The sequence below is a fragment of the Acinetobacter sp. LF10 genome (assembly GCF_048585715.1).
In the GTDB taxonomy this organism is placed as follows: Bacteria; Pseudomonadota; Gammaproteobacteria; order Pseudomonadales; family Moraxellaceae; genus Acinetobacter.
On record NZ_CP184160.1, the window covers coordinates 1,516,736 to 1,535,421 of the forward strand.

General features: G+C 36.4%; 19 protein-coding genes and 3 pseudogenes. 6 read left to right on the forward strand and 16 right to left on the reverse strand.

Translation table 11 applies throughout. From position 1 onward, the window contains the following. Positions 1 to 312: 312 nt before the first annotated feature. The 6 genes from gcvH to ACN19N_RS07305 form a co-directional block, all read right to left on the reverse strand. Positions 313 to 687: a glycine cleavage system protein GcvH gene (gene gcvH / locus ACN19N_RS07280; RefSeq protein ID WP_420002299.1), complete on the reverse strand. Its 375-nt coding sequence runs from the start codon at positions 685 to 687 to the stop codon at positions 313 to 315. A 97-nt stretch (positions 688 to 784) separates the two neighbouring features. Next, entirely contained in the window at positions 785 to 1,810 is a 1,026-nt protein-coding gene (locus ACN19N_RS07285; RefSeq protein ID WP_269228119.1) for an AraC family transcriptional regulator, read from the reverse strand. A 127-nt stretch (positions 1,811 to 1,937) separates the two neighbouring features. Beyond that, complete coding sequence (locus ACN19N_RS07290) at positions 1,938 to 2,378, reverse strand: MaoC family dehydratase (protein ID WP_269228118.1); 441 nt, start codon at positions 2,376 to 2,378, stop codon at positions 1,938 to 1,940. Continuing rightward, on the reverse strand, positions 2,378 to 4,228 hold the full coding sequence (locus ACN19N_RS07295; protein WP_269228117.1) for an ABC transporter ATP-binding protein: 1,851 nt from the start codon (positions 4,226 to 4,228) through the stop codon (positions 2,378 to 2,380). The genes ACN19N_RS07290 and ACN19N_RS07295 overlap by 1 nt, the downstream gene beginning before the upstream one ends. Positions 4,229 to 4,471: 243 nt before the next feature. After that, the gene (locus ACN19N_RS07300; RefSeq protein WP_269228116.1) at positions 4,472 to 5,002 is read right to left on the reverse strand and encodes a hypothetical protein; all 531 of its coding nucleotides are present in this window, start codon (positions 5,000 to 5,002) and stop codon (positions 4,472 to 4,474) included. A gap of 536 nt (positions 5,003 to 5,538) precedes the next feature. After that, complete coding sequence (locus ACN19N_RS07305; protein ID WP_269228301.1) at positions 5,539 to 6,234, reverse strand: IS1 family transposase; 696 nt, start codon at positions 6,232 to 6,234, stop codon at positions 5,539 to 5,541. A 173-nt stretch (positions 6,235 to 6,407) separates the two neighbouring features. Here ACN19N_RS07305 and ACN19N_RS07310 point away from each other — a divergent pair, with 173 nt between their 5' ends. Together ACN19N_RS07310 and ACN19N_RS07315 are read left to right on the forward strand one after the other, a co-directional pair. After that, positions 6,408 to 6,602: a hypothetical protein gene (locus ACN19N_RS07310; RefSeq protein WP_269239533.1), complete on the forward strand. Its 195-nt coding sequence runs from the start codon at positions 6,408 to 6,410 to the stop codon at positions 6,600 to 6,602. Positions 6,603 to 7,092: 490 nt separating this feature from the next. Beyond that, a pseudogene (locus ACN19N_RS07315) lies at positions 7,093 to 7,216 on the forward strand (IS3 family transposase); the annotation flags it as partial. 200 nt (positions 7,217 to 7,416) lie between these two features. Here the strand turns inward: ACN19N_RS07315 and ACN19N_RS07320 are convergent. Beyond that, positions 7,417 to 8,208 (reverse strand): annotated as a pseudogene (locus tag ACN19N_RS07320) (mechanosensitive ion channel family protein); the annotation flags it as partial. A 66-nt stretch (positions 8,209 to 8,274) separates the two neighbouring features. Between ACN19N_RS07320 and ACN19N_RS07325 the strand changes: the two are divergent. Further along, positions 8,275 to 9,076 (forward strand): IS5 family transposase gene (locus ACN19N_RS07325; protein ID WP_269228195.1). Its coding sequence is split into 2 segments (ribosomal slippage): positions 8,275 to 8,538 and positions 8,540 to 9,076, totalling 801 coding nucleotides; the frame shifts between segments, so codons are not numbered across the junction. Positions 9,077 to 9,081: 5 nt separating this feature from the next. On the opposite strand, the pseudogene ACN19N_RS07330 reads toward ACN19N_RS07325, so the two are convergent. The 9 genes and pseudogenes from ACN19N_RS07330 to ACN19N_RS07370 form a co-directional block, all read right to left on the reverse strand. After that, positions 9,082 to 9,543 (reverse strand): annotated as a pseudogene (locus ACN19N_RS07330) (mechanosensitive ion channel family protein); the annotation flags it as partial. Positions 9,544 to 9,660: 117 nt separating this feature from the next. Next, positions 9,661 to 10,200 carry a DUF2058 domain-containing protein gene (locus ACN19N_RS07335; protein ID WP_269228114.1) on the reverse strand — a complete coding sequence of 180 codons (540 nt, stop codon included), beginning with the start codon at positions 10,198 to 10,200 and terminating at the stop codon, positions 9,661 to 9,663. A 3-nt stretch (positions 10,201 to 10,203) separates the two neighbouring features. Further along, positions 10,204 to 10,884, reverse strand: a complete 681-nt coding sequence (locus ACN19N_RS07340) for a YoaK family protein (RefSeq protein ID WP_004662424.1) — start codon at positions 10,882 to 10,884, stop codon at positions 10,204 to 10,206. Between the two features lie 9 nt (positions 10,885 to 10,893). Then, positions 10,894 to 12,093: a serine/threonine transporter SstT gene (gene sstT / locus ACN19N_RS07345; RefSeq protein ID WP_269239535.1), complete on the reverse strand. Its 1,200-nt coding sequence runs from the start codon at positions 12,091 to 12,093 to the stop codon at positions 10,894 to 10,896. Between the two features lie 424 nt (positions 12,094 to 12,517). Then, a complete protein-coding gene (locus ACN19N_RS07350) occupies positions 12,518 to 13,303 on the reverse strand; it encodes a thiazole synthase (protein ID WP_004639328.1) in 786 nt (261 codons plus the stop codon). A 23-nt stretch (positions 13,304 to 13,326) separates the two neighbouring features. Continuing rightward, positions 13,327 to 13,524: a sulfur carrier protein ThiS gene (gene thiS / locus ACN19N_RS07355; RefSeq protein ID WP_420002300.1), complete on the reverse strand. Its 198-nt coding sequence runs from the start codon at positions 13,522 to 13,524 to the stop codon at positions 13,327 to 13,329. 9 nt (positions 13,525 to 13,533) lie between these two features. Next, positions 13,534 to 13,899: a DUF423 domain-containing protein gene (locus ACN19N_RS07360; protein WP_420002301.1), complete on the reverse strand. Its 366-nt coding sequence runs from the start codon at positions 13,897 to 13,899 to the stop codon at positions 13,534 to 13,536. Between the two features lie 107 nt (positions 13,900 to 14,006). After that, complete coding sequence (gene rpoH / locus ACN19N_RS07365) at positions 14,007 to 14,876, reverse strand: RNA polymerase sigma factor RpoH (protein ID WP_004662417.1); 870 nt, start codon at positions 14,874 to 14,876, stop codon at positions 14,007 to 14,009. Positions 14,877 to 15,007: 131 nt separating this feature from the next. Next, positions 15,008 to 15,247: a sulfurtransferase TusA family protein gene (locus tag ACN19N_RS07370; protein WP_269228110.1), complete on the reverse strand. Its 240-nt coding sequence runs from the start codon at positions 15,245 to 15,247 to the stop codon at positions 15,008 to 15,010. Between the two features lie 647 nt (positions 15,248 to 15,894). Here ACN19N_RS07370 and ACN19N_RS07375 point away from each other — a divergent pair. The 3 genes from ACN19N_RS07375 (at position 15,895) to fba (ending at position 18,597) form a co-directional block, all read left to right on the forward strand. Then, the gene (locus ACN19N_RS07375; protein WP_004653893.1) at positions 15,895 to 16,107 is read left to right on the forward strand and encodes a cold-shock protein; all 213 of its coding nucleotides are present in this window, start codon (positions 15,895 to 15,897) and stop codon (positions 16,105 to 16,107) included. 101 nt (positions 16,108 to 16,208) lie between these two features. After that, positions 16,209 to 17,360: an ATP-dependent RNA helicase RhlB gene (gene rhlB, locus ACN19N_RS07380; protein WP_004662412.1), complete on the forward strand. Its 1,152-nt coding sequence runs from the start codon at positions 16,209 to 16,211 to the stop codon at positions 17,358 to 17,360. A gap of 199 nt (positions 17,361 to 17,559) precedes the next feature. Further along, positions 17,560 to 18,597 carry a class II fructose-bisphosphate aldolase gene (gene fba, locus ACN19N_RS07385; protein WP_004662410.1) on the forward strand — a complete coding sequence of 346 codons (1,038 nt, stop codon included), beginning with the start codon at positions 17,560 to 17,562 and terminating at the stop codon, positions 18,595 to 18,597. The last annotated feature ends 89 nt before the right edge of the window (positions 18,598 to 18,686 follow it).

The following is an 18,686-nucleotide window of genomic DNA, read 5'->3' on the forward strand; positions in this document are numbered from 1 at the left end:
CAGTAAATGTACTGGGCTTTTTAGCCAAATCTCTTGAAGTTTTTGATATTAATAACCAACCCATACAGTGCAATTAGGATAGTGCTCTTTAATAGAATAAATAGCTTGTTCTACTCTAATATTATTTGTATGTTCCAAAGAATGAGTAAAAATTGTGATATCGAACCCTGAGCGACGTAAAGTAGTTATTTCATTACTCGATATAACTTCAGCTGATACCCATAGCGGAATGCTATAGGTATTTAGTTTTATAAAACTCTCATACCCTTGACGGTTTGTTGCTAGAAAAACCGAAGAAGAAATTTCCAAGAATTATAAACCTGATTCGTATTCGCTATTTGAAAGCAGTTTTTCAACATCAGCCATATTGTCAGGTTTGATTTTATAGATCCAACCTTTGCCATACGGTTCTTCATTGACAAAATCAGGATCATCTTCAAGTTCTGCATTCACTTCAACGACAGTACCTGAAACAGGTGCATGGATGTCAGATGCAGTTTTAACAGATTCAACAACACCCGCTTGTTCTGTTGCAGTCACATGACTACCGACTTCTGGTGTTTCAACGTAAACTAAATCACCTAACTCCAACTGAGCATGGTCACTGATTCCAGTAACAACTAAATCACCTTCGATTCTTACCCATTCGTGTGTTCGTGCATATTTTAAATCTGCTGGATGATTCATGACAACTCCTTAAACAATCTGTCGTATCATTTTATTTGGCTTTATACAGGTTTTTTAGTTAAAACAAAAGTGTTTATAAATGAAGCACTTTGCAATATTACAAATAAGGGTCTTTGCGCCAATTACTTGGACTGCGTCCACTCCAGCGCTTAAATGCACGGCTAAAATTCGCTACATCAGAATAACCCAGTTCATCAGCAATTTGTTCCAAACTATAATCGGTTCGTGACAGTAAGGAAGTTGCATGACGATAGCGTACTTCGTCAACTAGGGTGGAGAAGGAAGTTCCTTCGGCGGCTAATTGACGTTTTAAAGTGCGGTCAGACATATGCAAACGATCAGCAACACTTTCAATGCTTAAATAATGTTGTTCCGAATTGGTCAAAATATCACGAACACGCATTGCGAGACGACGACGTTCGCCCAAAGCTGATAATTCAGTTTCACATTGATTAATCGCAATTTGGCTCGCAATCGGATCTGCATTAACCATTTTCAAACCGAGGTATTTTTTATCAAAGCTTGAAATTAAATGTGGCTGATTAAAGCGCACCGTACTGGTTAGTTTGTCGCGGTATTTATCAAATCCAGCGGGCTCAGGAAAATCTAAATCAACTTCACCATTTAAATCTTCAATTCCTGTTAAGGCTTTTGCCATGGTCATAATACCAATCGTTAAACCTAAGATAATTTCAGTACGTAATGGTTCAACTTCAATATCACATTGCAGTTGTAAGGTGGCTTTAGGGCCAAAGGTAGAGAAATAGAGCTGTAGAAAAGGCAAGCGTAATTGAATAAAACGACTTGCAAGTGCAATTGCATCGGTAATGTCATGCGCAGTCATAATGGCATAACCAATAAAACCATGAATAGAAATACGCATTTGCGTACCTAGGTGAAATCCTAATGTACTTTCACCTGTTAAACGCAAAGAATGTTTAACTAATTCATTCGCAATAGGTGTAGGAATTCGATAATTTGGGTCAGCTAATTGCTCACTGGTTAAATGAAAAGGAGCAAATAAGGTTTCATCGCTATATCCCCAGCGAGAAACAACGTCTAATAGCAGTAAGCCATAGACGCCTGGTATACCTTGATCTTGACGAGTTGAAGTTGTTTTCATGTGCTTTCCGTGGCGCTCATCAATTTTGCCAATATCTTTTAAACATTTAAGTCTGAAACATCTTTACACGAAATAAAATAATCAATCATAAAAATTGTTGGACAAAAGAGTCACCCAATCTCCAAAATTAAGCTGCTTTTCTAAAGACCATTATTTTGGTTGTTGATATTAATAGCACATCGCCATGTTGGTTCAAAGCTTGAGTAACGTAACTGACAATACCACGATCAGTTTTGGTTTTAGATGGCACAATCGCAGTAATCTCAATTTCGACATGAATTTTATCGCCAACACGAGTAGGGCGAGGCCAACGAAGGCTAGATTCAGAACCCAGTAATCCGCCTGCGATTGGAAAGCACTCTGTCCATAAACGCATGGTTACTGCTGAAGTATGCCAGCCACTTGCTGCTAAACCTTGAAAAATAGGATGTTGTTCAGCTGCGTGTTCATCTAAATGAAAGGGCTGAGGGTCGTATAGGCTCGCAAATTGTTTAACTTCTTCAAGTGTCATTTCATAGTCACGGCTGATGAAACGATCTCCAATATTTAAGTCTTCTAAATACAACATTATTCTGTATCCTGAGCCACTACTCGCTGCTCAACTAAAAAACCACCTGTTTGGCGTTTCCATAATTGTGCATACAAGCCATCATTTGCAATAAGTTCCTCATGCGTACCTTGTTCTGCAATTTTGCCTTGATCAAGTACAATGAGACGATCCATTTGAGCAATAGTAGATAAACGGTGTGCAATTGCAATGACCGTTTTGCCAACCATTAAGTCATTTAAACTGCTTTGAATCGCGGCTTCAACTTCTGAGTCAAGAGCACTTGTTGCTTCGTCTAAAATAAGAATAGGTGCATCTTTCAAAAAAACTCTAGAAATCGCAATACGTTGACGTTGACCCCCAGAAAGTTTTACGCCACGTTCACCGACATAGGCATCAAATCCAATACGTCCTTTCTGATCAGTCAATTGAGGAATAAATTCTTCTGCTTTGGCTTTTTTGACAGCAAGTTGAATCTCTGCTTCAGTCGCATTAGGGCGACCATATTTGATATTTTCAGCTACCGTACGATGTAATAGAGAGGTATCTTGTGTGACTAGTGCAATATTGGCACGTAAGCTATCTTGTGTGACATCATGGATACTTTGACCATCAATCAAAATGCGACCCTGATTAATATCATAAAAATGTAAAAGTAACTGAATGAGAGTAGATTTACCTGCACCAGAACGACCAACGATACCTATTTTCTCGCCAGGTTTAATCGTAAGATTGAAATGATCAATTACATTTTTTTGATTATAAGCAAAACTAACATCTTCAAAACGAATTTCGCCCTGTTGAACTTTTAGTTCAGTTGCATCTTTTTTGTCTTGAATTTGAATTGGTTTACCTAGGGTTTTCATCCCATCCTGAATCGTACCAACATTTTCGAAAAGCATCGTAATGTGCCACATGATGAATTCGGCTAGGCTATCGAGCTTTAAAACCATCGCCGTGGTTGCTGCGATTACACCAATAGCAGCTTGCCCTTGTGTCCATAACCAAACAGAACTACCAATCACGCCTATAAAGAGAAAAGCACTGAGTAAACGAATGCTGATTTGGTATTTCACACCTAAGCGCATCTGTTTATAAACAGTGACCATAAATTCTTGCATGGACTCTTTTGCATACTGACTTTCACGACCAGCATGTGCAAACAATTTCACGGTTTGAATATTGGTATAAGCATCGGTAACACGTCCAGTCATAACAGCGCGTGCATCTGCCTGTTGTTGTGAAACTTTACCAAGACGAGGAATGAAATAACTGGCAATCGCGATAAATAAGATCAGCCATAAAAGTAGTGGGACGATCAAAACAGGCGAAATAGAACCTAATACAAAGCTAATCGTAATAAAGTAAATCAGTACATAAACCAACATGTCACCAAGGATCATCCAAAATTCACGAACTGCTAATGCAGTTTGCATAACTTTGGCAGACAAGCGACCAGCGAAGTCGGTATGGAAAAAATCTAATGATTGTTGCAATAATAAATTATGGAATAACCAGCGCATACGCATTGGAAAATTACTAAATAACACTTGGTGTTTGACAATAGATTGCAAACTTACGAAGAAAATATTTGCGAATAAAATACTTATGAGAATAGTTAAATTTTGATGATTCGTTTCTAAAAAGGTATTAGGCTGACTTTTAGTGAGCCAATCAACTAGTTTACCAATATAAGAAAAAAATAATGCCTCAAAGCACGCAGCAGCAGCTGTACAAGCAATAAGTAAAAAGAGGAATGGTCTGACTCCTTTCGTTGATTGCCAAACAAAAGCAAAAAAAGTAGTCGGTAATGGTTTGTTTAAATCTTTCGTTGGGTAAGGATCAACTAATTTTTCAAACCAACTCAGCATTACACTTATCCTCTGATGAAATTCTAATTCAGCTAGTTCAGTAGCATATCAGAAAATTAGCTTTATAGATGAAAAGAGCGAATGTGGCTTGGTTCGCAAAAGGATAATTAAATTTCCAATTTAATTTCGAAAATAGTTTATCTCAAATAATATTTGTTATTAATTTTTCTTAAAAAATAATACGGTAAATGAAATTGCTAACGAATTATTTCAATAGATCATTAGCAATCCAAGTGATTGATATTAACGAATGGTATAAATGGTATCGAAGTTAACATCCACTGAACAAATAAGTAAATTACAAATTAAATTATTGTTTAGTAGATTTGAAATTTGATTACTTAGATTCATTTCAAATGCTGTTAATTCTCTCATGATTATTTGGCATGCACTATTAAATTCATGAATATTCCAGTCTTTATTAAATAAAAATTTTATAGCGTTTAAATTGTTTAACTCATACATCAAGGTGTGATGAAGTGAGAATCCTTTATCATCAATTATTTTTGAACTTTGGAAGAGAATTGGTTCCACTTGATTCGCTTTGATGAGCATTAATGAATCAATTATTTTATTTTTAAGCTCATTATTTAAGCTGTTAAAGAAACCAAAAGAAAATGTTGTAATGACCGCAGCATCCATCCAAAGTGTAGATTTATGGCTCATTTTTCCTAAATGAAGTTCTATAAATTCATATTGATTTCCGATATTCTCAGTTTGGGAGAAAAATGAGTAATCTTTTTCATTTTTGAATTTTATTGCTGAATGAGGCATCTTTTAACTCATTATTACATTACTTAACAATCTTGATACATAATGGTTTTTTTTAAATTAAAATTCAACAGATTTTATTAATATTTATTTCCTTTGATTGGTGATTGATCCCAATATGTTTATTTTATCAATCTTTCTATTTAAAAAGTTATAATAAGTTAACTATATTAAATTAATGTGAAAGGTGTTTAATAATATTTAAAACTTAGGGATATTATCTAATTTTTTATAGAAACTGAGAATGATATCTAATTTTTATATTAAAATAACAATCAGTAGGATAGAAAATTTCTGTTTTTTCGCTACAAATATTTAGGATATAAAACTGATAGACATCTTAGATGTATGTTGGATGAGCTGGTTTTGATACAAAAGATGGGAAATCGAATCGATCAGTGAGCAGGCTACGGGTTGGTAATGGAGAGGAGTGTACTCACTTAAAGTTCTATTTGTCTCATAGGCGAAGAGTAAGACGCTAGACAATTATTTAAAAATTCGGTGGTGTTTCAAAATGTATGCTGATCATTTTAACATCACTATACAAAACTGTGGTTAATGTAAAAGAATCCAAGATTAAAAGCTTTTACATGATTCAATACCTTCTTCGAAAAACAGCATGTTCTTCTTACTGCTCGCCTTATGCGGTGTCTTAATCGGCAGTTGTTTCCTTCTATCCCGACTGTATAATATTTCCCTTCTTGGTCCGGCTTAAAAATTTTGATGAAACTTTCCCAATGATCACTCGATATACAATCATAAGTAATGCCCAGTTCTTCTAAACGGTTTTTTAGCCTTTGTGCTGTATGAGCATCTCTTCCTCCCCATACAAAAGCCACTATTTCTCCGCTACTTCTATCATAGACGTACTGTAGCCAATGCTTATCTTTCTTGTTGCCTACAAATGTCCAAAATTCATCAACTTCCAAGCATTTATAATGAGTTCTTTGAGGAATTATTTCATGATTTGATTGTGTAAGCGTTTTAAGTATCTTGCCAATACTAAACCTCGTAATCTTTGCAATATCCCGAATGCCACAACATCGCACAAGCATAAGCAAAATCAATTTGACCGCTTTTGAATGACAGCCTAAATACGTCAAATTATGGTCACCCACAAACTGCCTATTACATTCTTTACAACGATAGTTTTGCTTACCATCGTATTTAATGCCATTCTTCTTTATACTTGTACTCTGGCATCGAGGACAATGAAGTTCTATTTCGATTTTCACACATTTAAATATAGCTGAATTGTTCCTCCTTGCCTCCTTTTCTTATGAGCATACTTTTTAGAACACCACCAAAAATTCATTTGAAATACAGCTTTTATAGTGAAAATTCAATGCATGCAACGTGATACAAGGCGTATACTCAAATTAACCATTACAATCACATAGGATTAGAAATGCTTCTTAAATTTGCGATTCGCTTTATGGCTGTCCTCCTTTCAGTACTTATCTTGGTTGCTGTCGTTATTCAGTTCTTCTTCTCAAGCAAATTAACCACAGATTTGTGGATTATTGTGGTTCCTGTGATTTTAGGTATTCCAATTCTTACCTCAGTCGTAATTGCTAAAGACGATGAGTTAAGCATTCATTGATACATACATGAATAATTAAAGTCACTATTTAAAAAGCCCATGCCAATGGGCTTTTTTACTATTTTAAACAATCTAAGTCCTATTTGAGAATTTACATTGTTTGATGAACGGTCATAATCAAGCGATGGTTGGTGTTGGTAATAGTTATTAAAAAAATAGATAATTGTGATGAAATTCACAATTTGGATAAGAAATGTTTAAGATCATAGGGAATTTAATAGTTTGTATGCTGTTTATTACTGGTTTGGTATTTTTATTGATTGGAACTTCGTCAACGGATGCGCTTCTGATTGCTGTTTCATTCGCTTTGATGACGGCATCTTATCTACTTGCATCAGAATTCAATATAAATCTGTTGAATTGGAATAGATAAAAAAAATTTAGCTGAAGAATTTTTGTGGAAATTCTTCAGCAATTTGATCCTAGCCAAAATAATGGACAGCATGTCCCTCTAAAGATAATGTTACTCCAATCTTTGGGGATCAAAGAAATGGCTAAACGTTTTAGTCCTGAATTTAAACAGCAAGCAATTGATTATCTACTTTTCAAACTTCCACGAGCCTATAGCTGCAATCGCTCATAAATTAGGTGTGGCTTATTCAACCATAGATAAAGCGCATGTGTACTTTCTGATTCCTTATCTTAGTTTATTGCAAAAATTTTTTAGACACTCAACTGATAAGAATAAAACTGTATTATCTACACATTTTAGGATTTCATAGAAAATTTTGGGAATTAGGTTTAAAGGTTTTTCTATTTAAATACTTTAAGGCTTTAGTATTAAAAAATGTAAAGCCTTAAAGCTTAGTTCGCATTAGATTTGAAAATCTTTAACAGACAAATAGGTTTTAAAATCATATCCTGATGGTGCTTGATAAATTCTCAAACCAAATTCAGGGATAATTGCAATAAAATGATCGAAGATATCAGATTGAATCGCTTCGTAAGATGCCCATGCTGTCGTATTTGTAAATGCATAAATTTCTAAAGGTAGACCTTCACTAGTGGGTTGTAGTTGACGAACTAAAATAGTTTGATTTTGTGCAATACCTTGATGCTGGCGTAAATAAAACTCTACATAAGCACGGAATGTTCCTACATTGGTTAAACGTCGTTGGTTGTATTCTGACTGATTACTTAGATGATCATTAAACTTATTAATTTCATCTTGCTTTGCATCAAGATAATGGTCTAAAAGTAAAAAATCTTTTAATTTTCGCTGTTCACTATCAGTCATAAAGTGAACACTACTTTGATCAAGAAATATCGAACGTTTAATACGACGGCAGCCAGAATTACTCATACCACGCCAATTTCTAAATGTATCGGTGACAAGTTTGTTGGTCGGGATGGTGGTCAGTGTTTTATCGAAATTTTGTACAGTCACTGTATGCAGAGACATATCAATCACGTCGCCATCCGCATTTAAAGAGGGCATCTCAATCCAGTCTCCTATACGAACCATATCATAAGAGGCAATTTGTACACTTGCGACTAAAGACAAGATCGTATTTTGGAAGACTAGCATGAGAACTGCTGCCATTGCACCGAAGCCTGCGAGTAAAGTAAAAACATCTTTTTTAAGAAAAGTACCTAAAATCATAAGAACCTATCCAATATTAATTTCATTCTTTTTTGGCAATTGGAAAAATAATTTGTTAAATTCTCCCCCATGAGAAAACCATATCCCAGCGACATTAGTCGAGAAGCCTTTAAAGAAATTGAACCGTTACTATTGAGCGGAAGAAAACAAACACGTCCAAGAGTCGTTGATGTCTATGAAGTGTTTTGCGCCTTGCTCTATATTCTAAAAAGTGGATGTCAATGGAGTATGCTTCCTCGAGACTTTCCACCTAAAAGCACTGTGCATTATTACTTCTCGATTTGGAATAGAAAACCATCAGAAACTGAACCTAGCATACTTGAGCAGGCTTTAAAAAAATGTGGTTGGCGAGGCCCGTATCAACAATGGACGGAAAGAACAAACGAGCTTTATCATCATTGATTCACAAAGTGTAAAAAACACAGATACCGCACGTAATAAAGGCTATGACGCTGGTAAAAGAGTTTCAGGGATTAAAAGACATATCATTGTTGATACTCAAGGTCTGCCTCATGGAATATTTATTACGACAGCAGATAAAACAGATCGTCAAGGTGCATTAGATGCCATAACTTTACATAGAGACACCTTACAAAATGTAGAGGTTGTACTTGTTGATGGTGGTTATACAGGCGAACCCTTTTCTTTGGCTGTTAATGATTTAATCAGAGCGCGAGTTGAAGTTGCTAAACGAAGTGAATTACATAAATTTGCAGTCATACCACAACGCTGGGTTGTGGAAAGATCATTTGCTTGGTTAGAAAAATGTAGAAGGCTTTGGAAAAACTGTGAAAAGCACCTAAATACGAGCCTGCAGTTCATTAATTTAGCCTTTTTAAGGCTACTTTTGCATAGAAAATATTCTGGATAGGTTCTAAGACCACAGACAACGAATAAAATCAGTTTGATCAGCTGTAAATAACCTTTGATTGGTTTATTTCTCGATTTTGGATTGCGTTGATAAACTAAGTTAAAAATATTCAGTGCTTCACTAATTGATAAAGCGAGCGTGAGAAAAATAAATGCCTGTGTTCCCATTTGTATTAATGTAATTACTTTTAATGGAAGATGGGGAACTGCACTGATTCCATTCATGATGACTATCGCAGGAACGATATTTGCAAATCGACGTGTAACGCTGTGTTGGGCAAAAATTGATTGGTGGGGTGACTTAAGCTTAGTAATGATATGGCGGATACCACGGACAATAATTCTTTTGGCAACAAAATTTGCTAAAACCGCTAGAAAAATCAAAATTGCGAATGAAATGAGCATTTCTAACCAAGGGTATTGGCTTAATTCACTTCTAATTTCGCTAATAAAACTTAAATAATTCAAATCAAAACACCTTACAATTTTCACTTTATTAATTGTAAGGCGTTAAAAGTACTTATGATAAGTTGATCACATTTTGAATACGATCTGTAAGGTTGTATTACATTAATGAGGTGTGATTTACCACATTAAATCATCTGGAATGACATAAGCTGCGTATGGATCTTCTTCATCAGTTGCTTGATCATTTTTCTCAGTATTATTGTTAACCAGAATAAATCCTTGCATTTTTTGATCAATTTTTTCTGCAAGAGCTTTGGGGAGATAAGCATATTTATCTTGATCTTTAGCAATAACTAAAGAACCCGTCACTAACGCATTATAAACTTGTTGTGAAAGATAAACCTTTTTAATTTTCCCCTCATCAATGAATTGATAGGTAACATCGCCCTCTGTTTGCAAAATTTTATGTTGCTTGATCATTTGAATAATTGAAGCTTTAAGCGCCTTTTCTTCTAAAACCTTTTGTTTTTCTAAATTCAGTGCTTGGTCTTTGGCTAATTTCTCTTGATTCACTCGATCGATTTCAGCTTTTAATGAGGTATCATCATGTTGTCCAGTGCGTTGTTCATGTTGCACCTGTTTGGTTAATTTTTTGGCTTTTTTATTGTCGACCAAACCCGCTTTGAGTAACTGAGCTTGTAATGCATTTTTAACCATAATTCAATCCGAATTCGAGTTTGATGAAGAGCGAAAGTAAATTACCCAGTAAGCTATACTCATAGTCAGACTTAAACTTGCTGGTATTAGGAAAGTTTGTAATTTTAAATAAGGATAAAGCAAACTCGCAATAAGCCCACCTATAAAAAATCCTAGAAAGATGAGCAAGTGTAAAAAAATACGCCTATTTTCAATTTTTAGACCACGAACTTTATAACCTAAGGTTAAACCAATATCCGTTAAAACACCTGATAAATGTGTTGTACGGATAATTGCACCTTTATAGTGACTGACCATCGCATTTTGTACGCCCATGGCGACACATGCCCACAACAAACCATAGCGCGGGAAGTAAGGTAACAAAAGCCAAGTTAAAAATAGAAATGCAGCAACTAAACTAAGTGGGAAACCGTAATGATGGCCAAAAGAGACATTGCTATCTCCAAGAATGAGACCGCTGTAAAACGATCCAATCACGAAGCATAAAACTACTAAACTGAGATAAATAAAATGCTCTGGTTGCCATTCTAGCAAACTCATTGCCAGCATGCTGACGTTGCCGGTCATGTGTGAAACTGATTGATGTAGAACAGTAAATAGCCCTAATACGTTAACCATACCAGCATTTAGTGCGAGTAAAAAAGCACCAAGTTGAATCCAGTTTGGTAAACGCTGTAAGGGCATAACAATCTACTAGTTTTTTCGGTTTCGGAAATCTACAGCAGCAGTAAATAAAACGTCAGTTGACGAGTTCAGCGCAGTTTCAGTCGAATCCTGTAATACACTGATAATCATACCAATCGCAACTACTTGCATCGCAATTTCAGATGATATACCAAATAAACTACAAGCAACAGGGATGAGCAGTAATGAACCACCTGCAACACCTGATGCACCGCATGCTGAAACGGTTGCAACGACTGAAAGAATAATCATTGTGCTTAGATCAACATGAATACCTAATGTATGAACAGTAGCAAGCGTTAATACGGTAATTGTAACCGCTGCACCCGCCATGTTGACTGTTGCTCCAAGCGGAATAGATACACTTGCAGTTGCTTCATTTACACCTAAGCGTTGTGCTAAATCCAGATTCACAGGAATATTGGCAGCAGAACTACGTGTGAAAAATGCCGTAATTCCACTTTCTTTTAAACATTTAAACACTAATGGGTAAGGGTTTGCTCGCATCGTTAATGCGACTAAGATTGGATTAATCACTAATGCAACAAAAAGCATTGTTCCTATCAGTACAATTAACAAATGTGCATAGCTAGATAAAGTTGCTAAACCTGCATCTGCAAATGTGACTGCGACTAAGCCAAAAATTCCCACAGGGGCAAAACCAATCACGGTGTGAATAATTTGATTTACAGCATCAGCCACATCAGTAAGCACTTGTTTGGTAGTCTCAGAACTATGACGTAATGCTAAACCTAAGCCGATTGCCCAAGCCAAAATACCAATAAAGTTGGCTTCACTAATCGCTTGTACAGGATTGGCAATAAAGCTTAATAATAAGTTCTTTAAAATTTCTGCCAAACTACCAGGCGCTTGAAGAGCTGGTTGAGTTGATAAATTAAGAAATAGCTGACTTGGAAAAGCAATACTTGCTACAACAGCACTAAATGCTGCGAGTAGCATTCCAACCACATACAAAATCATAACAGGTTTTAAGTTTGAGTTTTGCCCAACTTTGAAATTTGCAATCGAAGCAAGCACTAAAACAAAAACAAGAATCGGGGCAACCGACTTTAATGCTTTAATAAACAATTCACCTAATAAACTCAAATAAGGTGTAAAGTTAGGAAAAAGCAAAGCTACGCCAATCCCTAAAAAAATAGCAATAATAATTTTGCTGACTAAGCTCAAGCGAGACAATACATTAAACATATAAAAGCCTTATAAACCTATATGTGGTTTAAGGTTAAACAAGCGCCGTATTCTATACCTAAGCACTGTATTTTTTTAAATTTTTTTGATGAACGAATTACTTTAAAAATACCATAAAAATTAAAATAATGTTTTTAAAAGTATTTTATTCAAATATACAGAATCTTTTTGTGTAAAAAAAGATCTTATCTTTATGGTTTTACTAAAAACTATAAGTGAAAAGGCAGTATTCTTCTAGCTGCTGTTTAAAATTTAGATTGTTAACTTATTGATAATTCAAGGAACAATAAATCATTTTATCTCAAAAATTATTGTACAAATGAGTAGTTTTTAAAGAATTTGGTCTTATCCATATCATTATTGCATTAAGCAAATAGTGATTAATACAAATATAGAGTAGGGACTTATTAGTCCCTTCTTTCTCTTACTTAAAGAAATATCCAGTTTCTGGTGAACTTGCATTCGCCATACGTTTACGAGGCATACGACCTGCTAAGAATGCTTCACGACCTGCTTCAACCGCTTTTTTCATGGCAGAAGCCATCAAAATTGGATTTTGAGCAGCAGCAATTGCTGTATTCATTAATACGCCGTCACAACCGAGTTCCATTGCAATTGCCGCATCACTGGCAGTACCAACACCTGCATCCACTAACACAGGAACTTTGGCATTTTCTTTGATGATTGAAATGGTATGTGGATTCAAAATGCCAAGGCCAGAACCAATCAAACTACCCAAAGGCATGATTGCTACACAACCCATGCTTTCAAGTTCTTGAGCGACAATCGGATCATCCGAGGTATAGACCATGATCTCAAAACCATCATCAATCAAGGTTTGAGCTGCTTTAAGCGTTGCGGTCACATTTGGATATAATGTTTTTTCATCACCGAGCACTTCTAATTTTACCAGATTGTGACCATCAAGCAGTTCACGTGCCAGCATACAGGTGCGAATCGCGCTATCGGCATCAAAACAACCTGCGGTATTTGGCAGAATCGTGTATTTCTCAGGTGGAATCACTGAAAGCAAATTCGGTTGATCAGCATGTTGGCCGATGTTTACTCGACGAATTGCAACGGTCACAATTTCAGCACCACTGGCTTGAATAGCTAAATCAGTTTCATTGAGATCTTTATATTTACCAGTTCCGACCAATAAACGAGATTGGAAAGTACGTGAACCAATAATTAAAGGGGAATCTTGCATGGGCTTACTCCATTTTTAGCCGATTAGCCGCCACCAACAGCTTGAATGATTTCAATACGATCTTCAGGAGCAATTGTCGTTTGCTCAAGTCTACTTTTCGGAATAATCTGTTGGTTCTTTTCTACAGCGAAGCGTTTGCCTTCAAGCGCCAAGCTTTGAATCAATTGCTGTAGGTTTTCACAAGGCGTGTCGAGTGACTCGCCATTTAAATAGATGTGCATGATCAATCCTTATTTCGCATGCTTGATTGCTTGCCATGCGAGTAACAGCCAGCCCGCTATCATAAACGCACCGCCAATCGGTGTAATCGCACCTAAAATGCGCGGTAGGCCGAGCGCCATAATGTATAACGAACCGCAGAAAAATATGATACCAATTTGCATCAAAATAAAAGGAATTTTTATTGGGAAAGTAGGTGTGGTTTTATGCAGAACACCTAAAATTAGTAAGCCAAGCGCATGATAGAAAAAGTATTGGGTGGCTGTACCCCACCAAGCGAGTTGTTCTAGGGTTGCAAAAGATTTGAGTCCATGAGCACCGAAAGCACCCAACATAACTGCAAGCGCAAGGTTAAGCGCCGAGATAGCTATCCACATAATGATAATGGAACTGGAAATTTGATGAACAAAGTTAACATATTCGGGTGCTTAAACAAAGCCAGATAAAACAAAAGGGCATTAAAGCCCTTGTGTTTGATTCGATTTTAGCTTGCAGACATGGCTGTTTTGATTTTTTCCATTGCATTTTTTTCAAGCTGTCGAATACGTTCTGCTGAAACGTTATATTCTGCGGCCAATTCATGCAAAGTCGATTTATCATCATCTAACCAGCGGCGTTGCAAGATATTACGAGATCGATCATCAAGCTGTTCCATTGCCTCGTGTAAGGCAGAACTACTTTGTTCTTCATAATCTTCTTCTTCAATCAACCGAGCTGGGTCATAGCGATTATCTTCAAGATAAAGTGCAGGAGCTGTATGTGGAGTATCGTCATCATCATCACCTTGAGCTTCAAAAGCAGCATCATAAGCGGTTAGGCGACCTTCCATTTCGAGCACTTGCTCTGGTGTGACATTCAAATCATTGGCAATTGATTTCGCTTCTTCCAACGTGAGTCGTTTGCTTGATTTTTTAAGACTACGTAAGTTAAAGAATAATTTACGTTGTGCTTTGGTCGTTGCGATTTTGACAATACGCCAGTTACGAATCACATATTCATGTATTTCGGCTTTAATCCAGTGCACTGCAAAAGAAACTAAGCGAACACCCATATTTGGATCGAAGCGTTTGACCGCTTTCATTAATCCAAGGTTACCTTCTTGAATAAGATCGCCTTGTGGCAATCCGTAACCTGCATAGCTACGTGCAATATGTACGACAAAACGTAGGTGTGACATTACCAATAGTTTGGCAGCATCAAGATCTTGGTCATAATAATAACGCTCAGCAAGTTCTTTTTCTTGCTCGGCCGTTAGAATTGGAATTTGATTGACAGTACTGATATATGCACCAAGATTTACACCTGGCGCAGACAATGACAGGGGCATCAATTGATTGCTGCTGTCAGTAGTCATGGAGTCTCCTTATAGGATGGTATTTAAGTCAACAATTTCATCTTAATGCGAATGTTCTTCATCACTAAGGAAATTTGAGTATAAAAATGTAAAGTTATCTAGTTTATCTTTAGCTAGAGTTTATCAAAGAATTACATAGATTCAATTAAATAGTGAAACTCATTCTCTGAAATTTTTTGTGTCTGGCATTGAAGTTGCTGAATTTGGCAATATCGTGTTACATCAATTTCACTATGAGGATCTGAGGATTTTAATAAATATTGTTTCGAACCTTCAGCTTTCTTTAAAGCACGCTTTAGCATGAGCAGTGGCATAGGACAAGGTTGTCCTAACGCATTAATAATTTCAGGAGAATTCGGTATCTGAGTCATAGTGATTTAAGCAGCTAAATTCAGAATTATTTTAACAAATTCTGTAGAAGGAAGGCTGACTATTATGAATTATTTTAGCTTGAGTGTTCTTAGAGGTGGTTTACTTTAGGGGATTGGTGAGTTAAATGCGAGTAATCTAAGTGTTTGTTAATTCTGGTTGTTCAAGAGTATTTTGGGTAGAGCGTTATAACCGATAATCATTATTATTCAGCTTGTTGTTGAAATGGTTTTAGATGGTATTCTTGGGAAAGGTCATTGCTAACATTGTTTGTTTTTTTTGTGCATATTTTGGCTGGTTTTTATTAAAATTTCTGCTCAATTTTTAGATGTAGATTCTCTTATTTTTATAGTAAAAAAAATCATTAAAAAACCGCTAAATTATTGAAAAAAACGGATGAAGTTATTTGAAATAACTGAAAATAAACCTATTAATTATCATAAACCCATGTTAAGCTCGATGCGTTTTAGGATGTATGCTATACGATAAAATCGTTAAAAAACCTATAACAAATGGATGTAACCGGAAATTGTTGATAGTTTTACAGAATGATTACAAGCTTTGAAATTATAAATATTTTAAAACCTTGTTGGCTCTGCTGTTTGCAACACCGGAAGGTCCTTATCTTTCAATATCTGAGGATTGACTTATGACAGCTCGTGAACAAGGCGTAGTAAAGTGGTTTAATGACACTAAAGGCTTTGGTTTTATTCAACGTAATGGCGGTGATGACGTATTCGTTCATTTCCGCGCAATTATGGGTGACGGTCACCGTTCTTTACGTGACGGCCAACGCGTTGAATTCAGCGTAGTTCAAGGACAAAAAGGTTTCCAAGCTGAAAACGTTCAGCCTTTAGACTAATTTGTTGCTTTAACGCAATATAAAAACGCCCCAATGTTATTTGGGGCGTTTTTGTTTATAATGGCCACTTTCTTTTGATCATTGATGGTTCGAGAGCATATATGACATCTGGTTTTGAAACCTTAAATTTACATCCGCAGTTGAAGAAAGCAATTGATGCTTTGGGTTTTACACAAATGACCCCAATTCAACAAAAGGTTTTGAAATATACATTAGCAGGGCATGATGCCATTGGTCGAGCGCAAACTGGTACAGGTAAAACAGCAGCCTTTTTGATTAGTGTGATCAATGATCTATTAAATAATCCGCTACAAGAACAACGTTTTCGTGGCGAACCACGTGCGCTGATTCTGGCTCCTACACGTGAGTTAGCACTACAGATAGAGAGTGACGCTCAAGCTTTAACAAAATTTTCAAACTTACATCTTGTCACTCTACTTGGTGGTGTGGATTTTGATAAGCAAAAGAAAATGTTGGATAGTAATTTTGTTGATATTATCGTTGCAACGCCTGGTCGTTTAATTGATTTTGTCGAGCAAAAAGAAGTTTGGTTGGATAAGATTGAATTCCTTGTGATTGATGAAGCCGATCGTTTATTAGATATGGGTTTTATTCCATCGGTAAAACGGATTGTGCGTTACTCACCCTTCAAAGAACAACGTCAAACTTTAATGTTTTCTGCAACTTTTAGCTATGATGTACTTAATCTTGCTCGTCAGTGGCTATTTGAACCTGTAACGGTTGAGATTGAGCCTGAGCAAAAAACCAATAATGATGTGGAGCAGCGTGTTTATGTGGTTGCGAAACAAGATAAGTACAAATTATTGCAAGAAATTTTGCGTGATGAACCAATTGATAAAGTTATGATTTTCGCAAATCGTCGAGATCAGGTGCGTCGTTTATATGATCATTTAAAGCGTGATGGTTATAAAGTTGGTATGTTATCTGGTGAAATCGCTCAAGATAAACGATTGAAGATGCTCGACCAGTTCAAACAAGGTAAGCATAATATTATGATCGCAACAGACGTTGCTGGTCGTGGTATTCACGTTGACGGCGTGTCACATGTGGTGAATTTTACTTTGCCAGAGCAGTCTGATGATTATGTACATCGAATTGGTCGTACAGGTCGTGCTGGTGCTCAAGGTGTTAGTATTAGTTTCTTATCTGAAGATGATGCTTTCTATTTGCCAGAAATTGAAAAAGCGATTGGTAAAAAGTTACCTTTAACGCGTTTAGATGGATATTGTTAAGACTAAACAAGATTTTCTGATATTTAGATAACATTTAAAAAAGACTAAATTTTTCTTAATTTAGTCTTTTTTTATTTTTAAAGGCTTTCATTTGCTAAATTACACAAAAGATTCATGATTTTTGCGGAAATCCAGTGATTAGTTGCTGAATTGAAGTAAATCAACATGTAGAATATGGCGCATTACCTGGGAGGATATTATGGCACTCATCTCAATGCGCCAGCTCTTGGATCACGCTGCAGAACATAACTACGGCGTACCAGCGTTTAACGTAAACAATTTAGAACAAATGCGTGCAATTATGCTCGCTGCTGATGCAACGAATTCACCTGTTATTGTGCAAGCTTCGGCAGGTGCACGTAAATACGCAGGTGCACCTTTCTTACGTCATCTGATTTTGGCAGCTATTGAAGAATGGCCACATATTCCTGTGGTAATGCACCAAGATCACGGGACGAGTCCTGATGTTTGTCAACGTTCTATTCAATTGGGCTTTAGCTCAGTGATGATGGATGGTTCATTGGGTGCTGATGGTAAGACTCCAACATCATATGACTATAATGTTGATGTTACTCGTCGTGTTGTCGCAATGGCGCATGCGTGTGGTGTTTCAGTTGAAGGTGAGATTGGTTGCTTAGGTAGCCTTGAAACTGGTATGGCTGGTGAAGAAGATGGTGTCGGTGCAGAAGGCGTACTCGATCATTCTCAACTGCTTACTTCCGTTGAAGAAGCGACTCAATTCGTTGCTGATACGAATGTAGATGCTTTGGCGATTGCTGTAGGTACTTCACATGGTGCGTACAAGTTTACTCGTCCACCTACAGGCGATATCTTGGCAATTGACCGTATTAAAGAAATTCATGCTGCGTTACCAAATACGCATCTAGTAATGCATGGTTCAAGCTCTGTACCACAAGAATGGTTGGCAGTGATTAACCAATATGGTGGTGATATTAAAGAAACTTATGGTGTGCCTGTTGAGCAGCTTGTAGAAGCAATCAAACATGGTGTGCGTAAGATTAATATTGATACCGATTTGCGTTTGGCATCTACTGGTGCGATGCGTCGTATGATGGCTGAAAAACCAAGTGAATTTGATCCACGTAAATTCTTTGGTGAAACAGTTGAAGCAATGAAGCAAATCTGTGTAGATCGTTATAATTCATTTGGTACATCAGGTAATGCAGATAAGATCCGCCCAATTTCTTTAGAGAAAATGGTTGATCGTTACAAATAATTAATTTGTAATCTAAAAAATAGCGGCAATTGTCGCTATTTTTATTTTGAATATATTTAAAGTAAAACTGCTTACGATAGCGGGCAGTT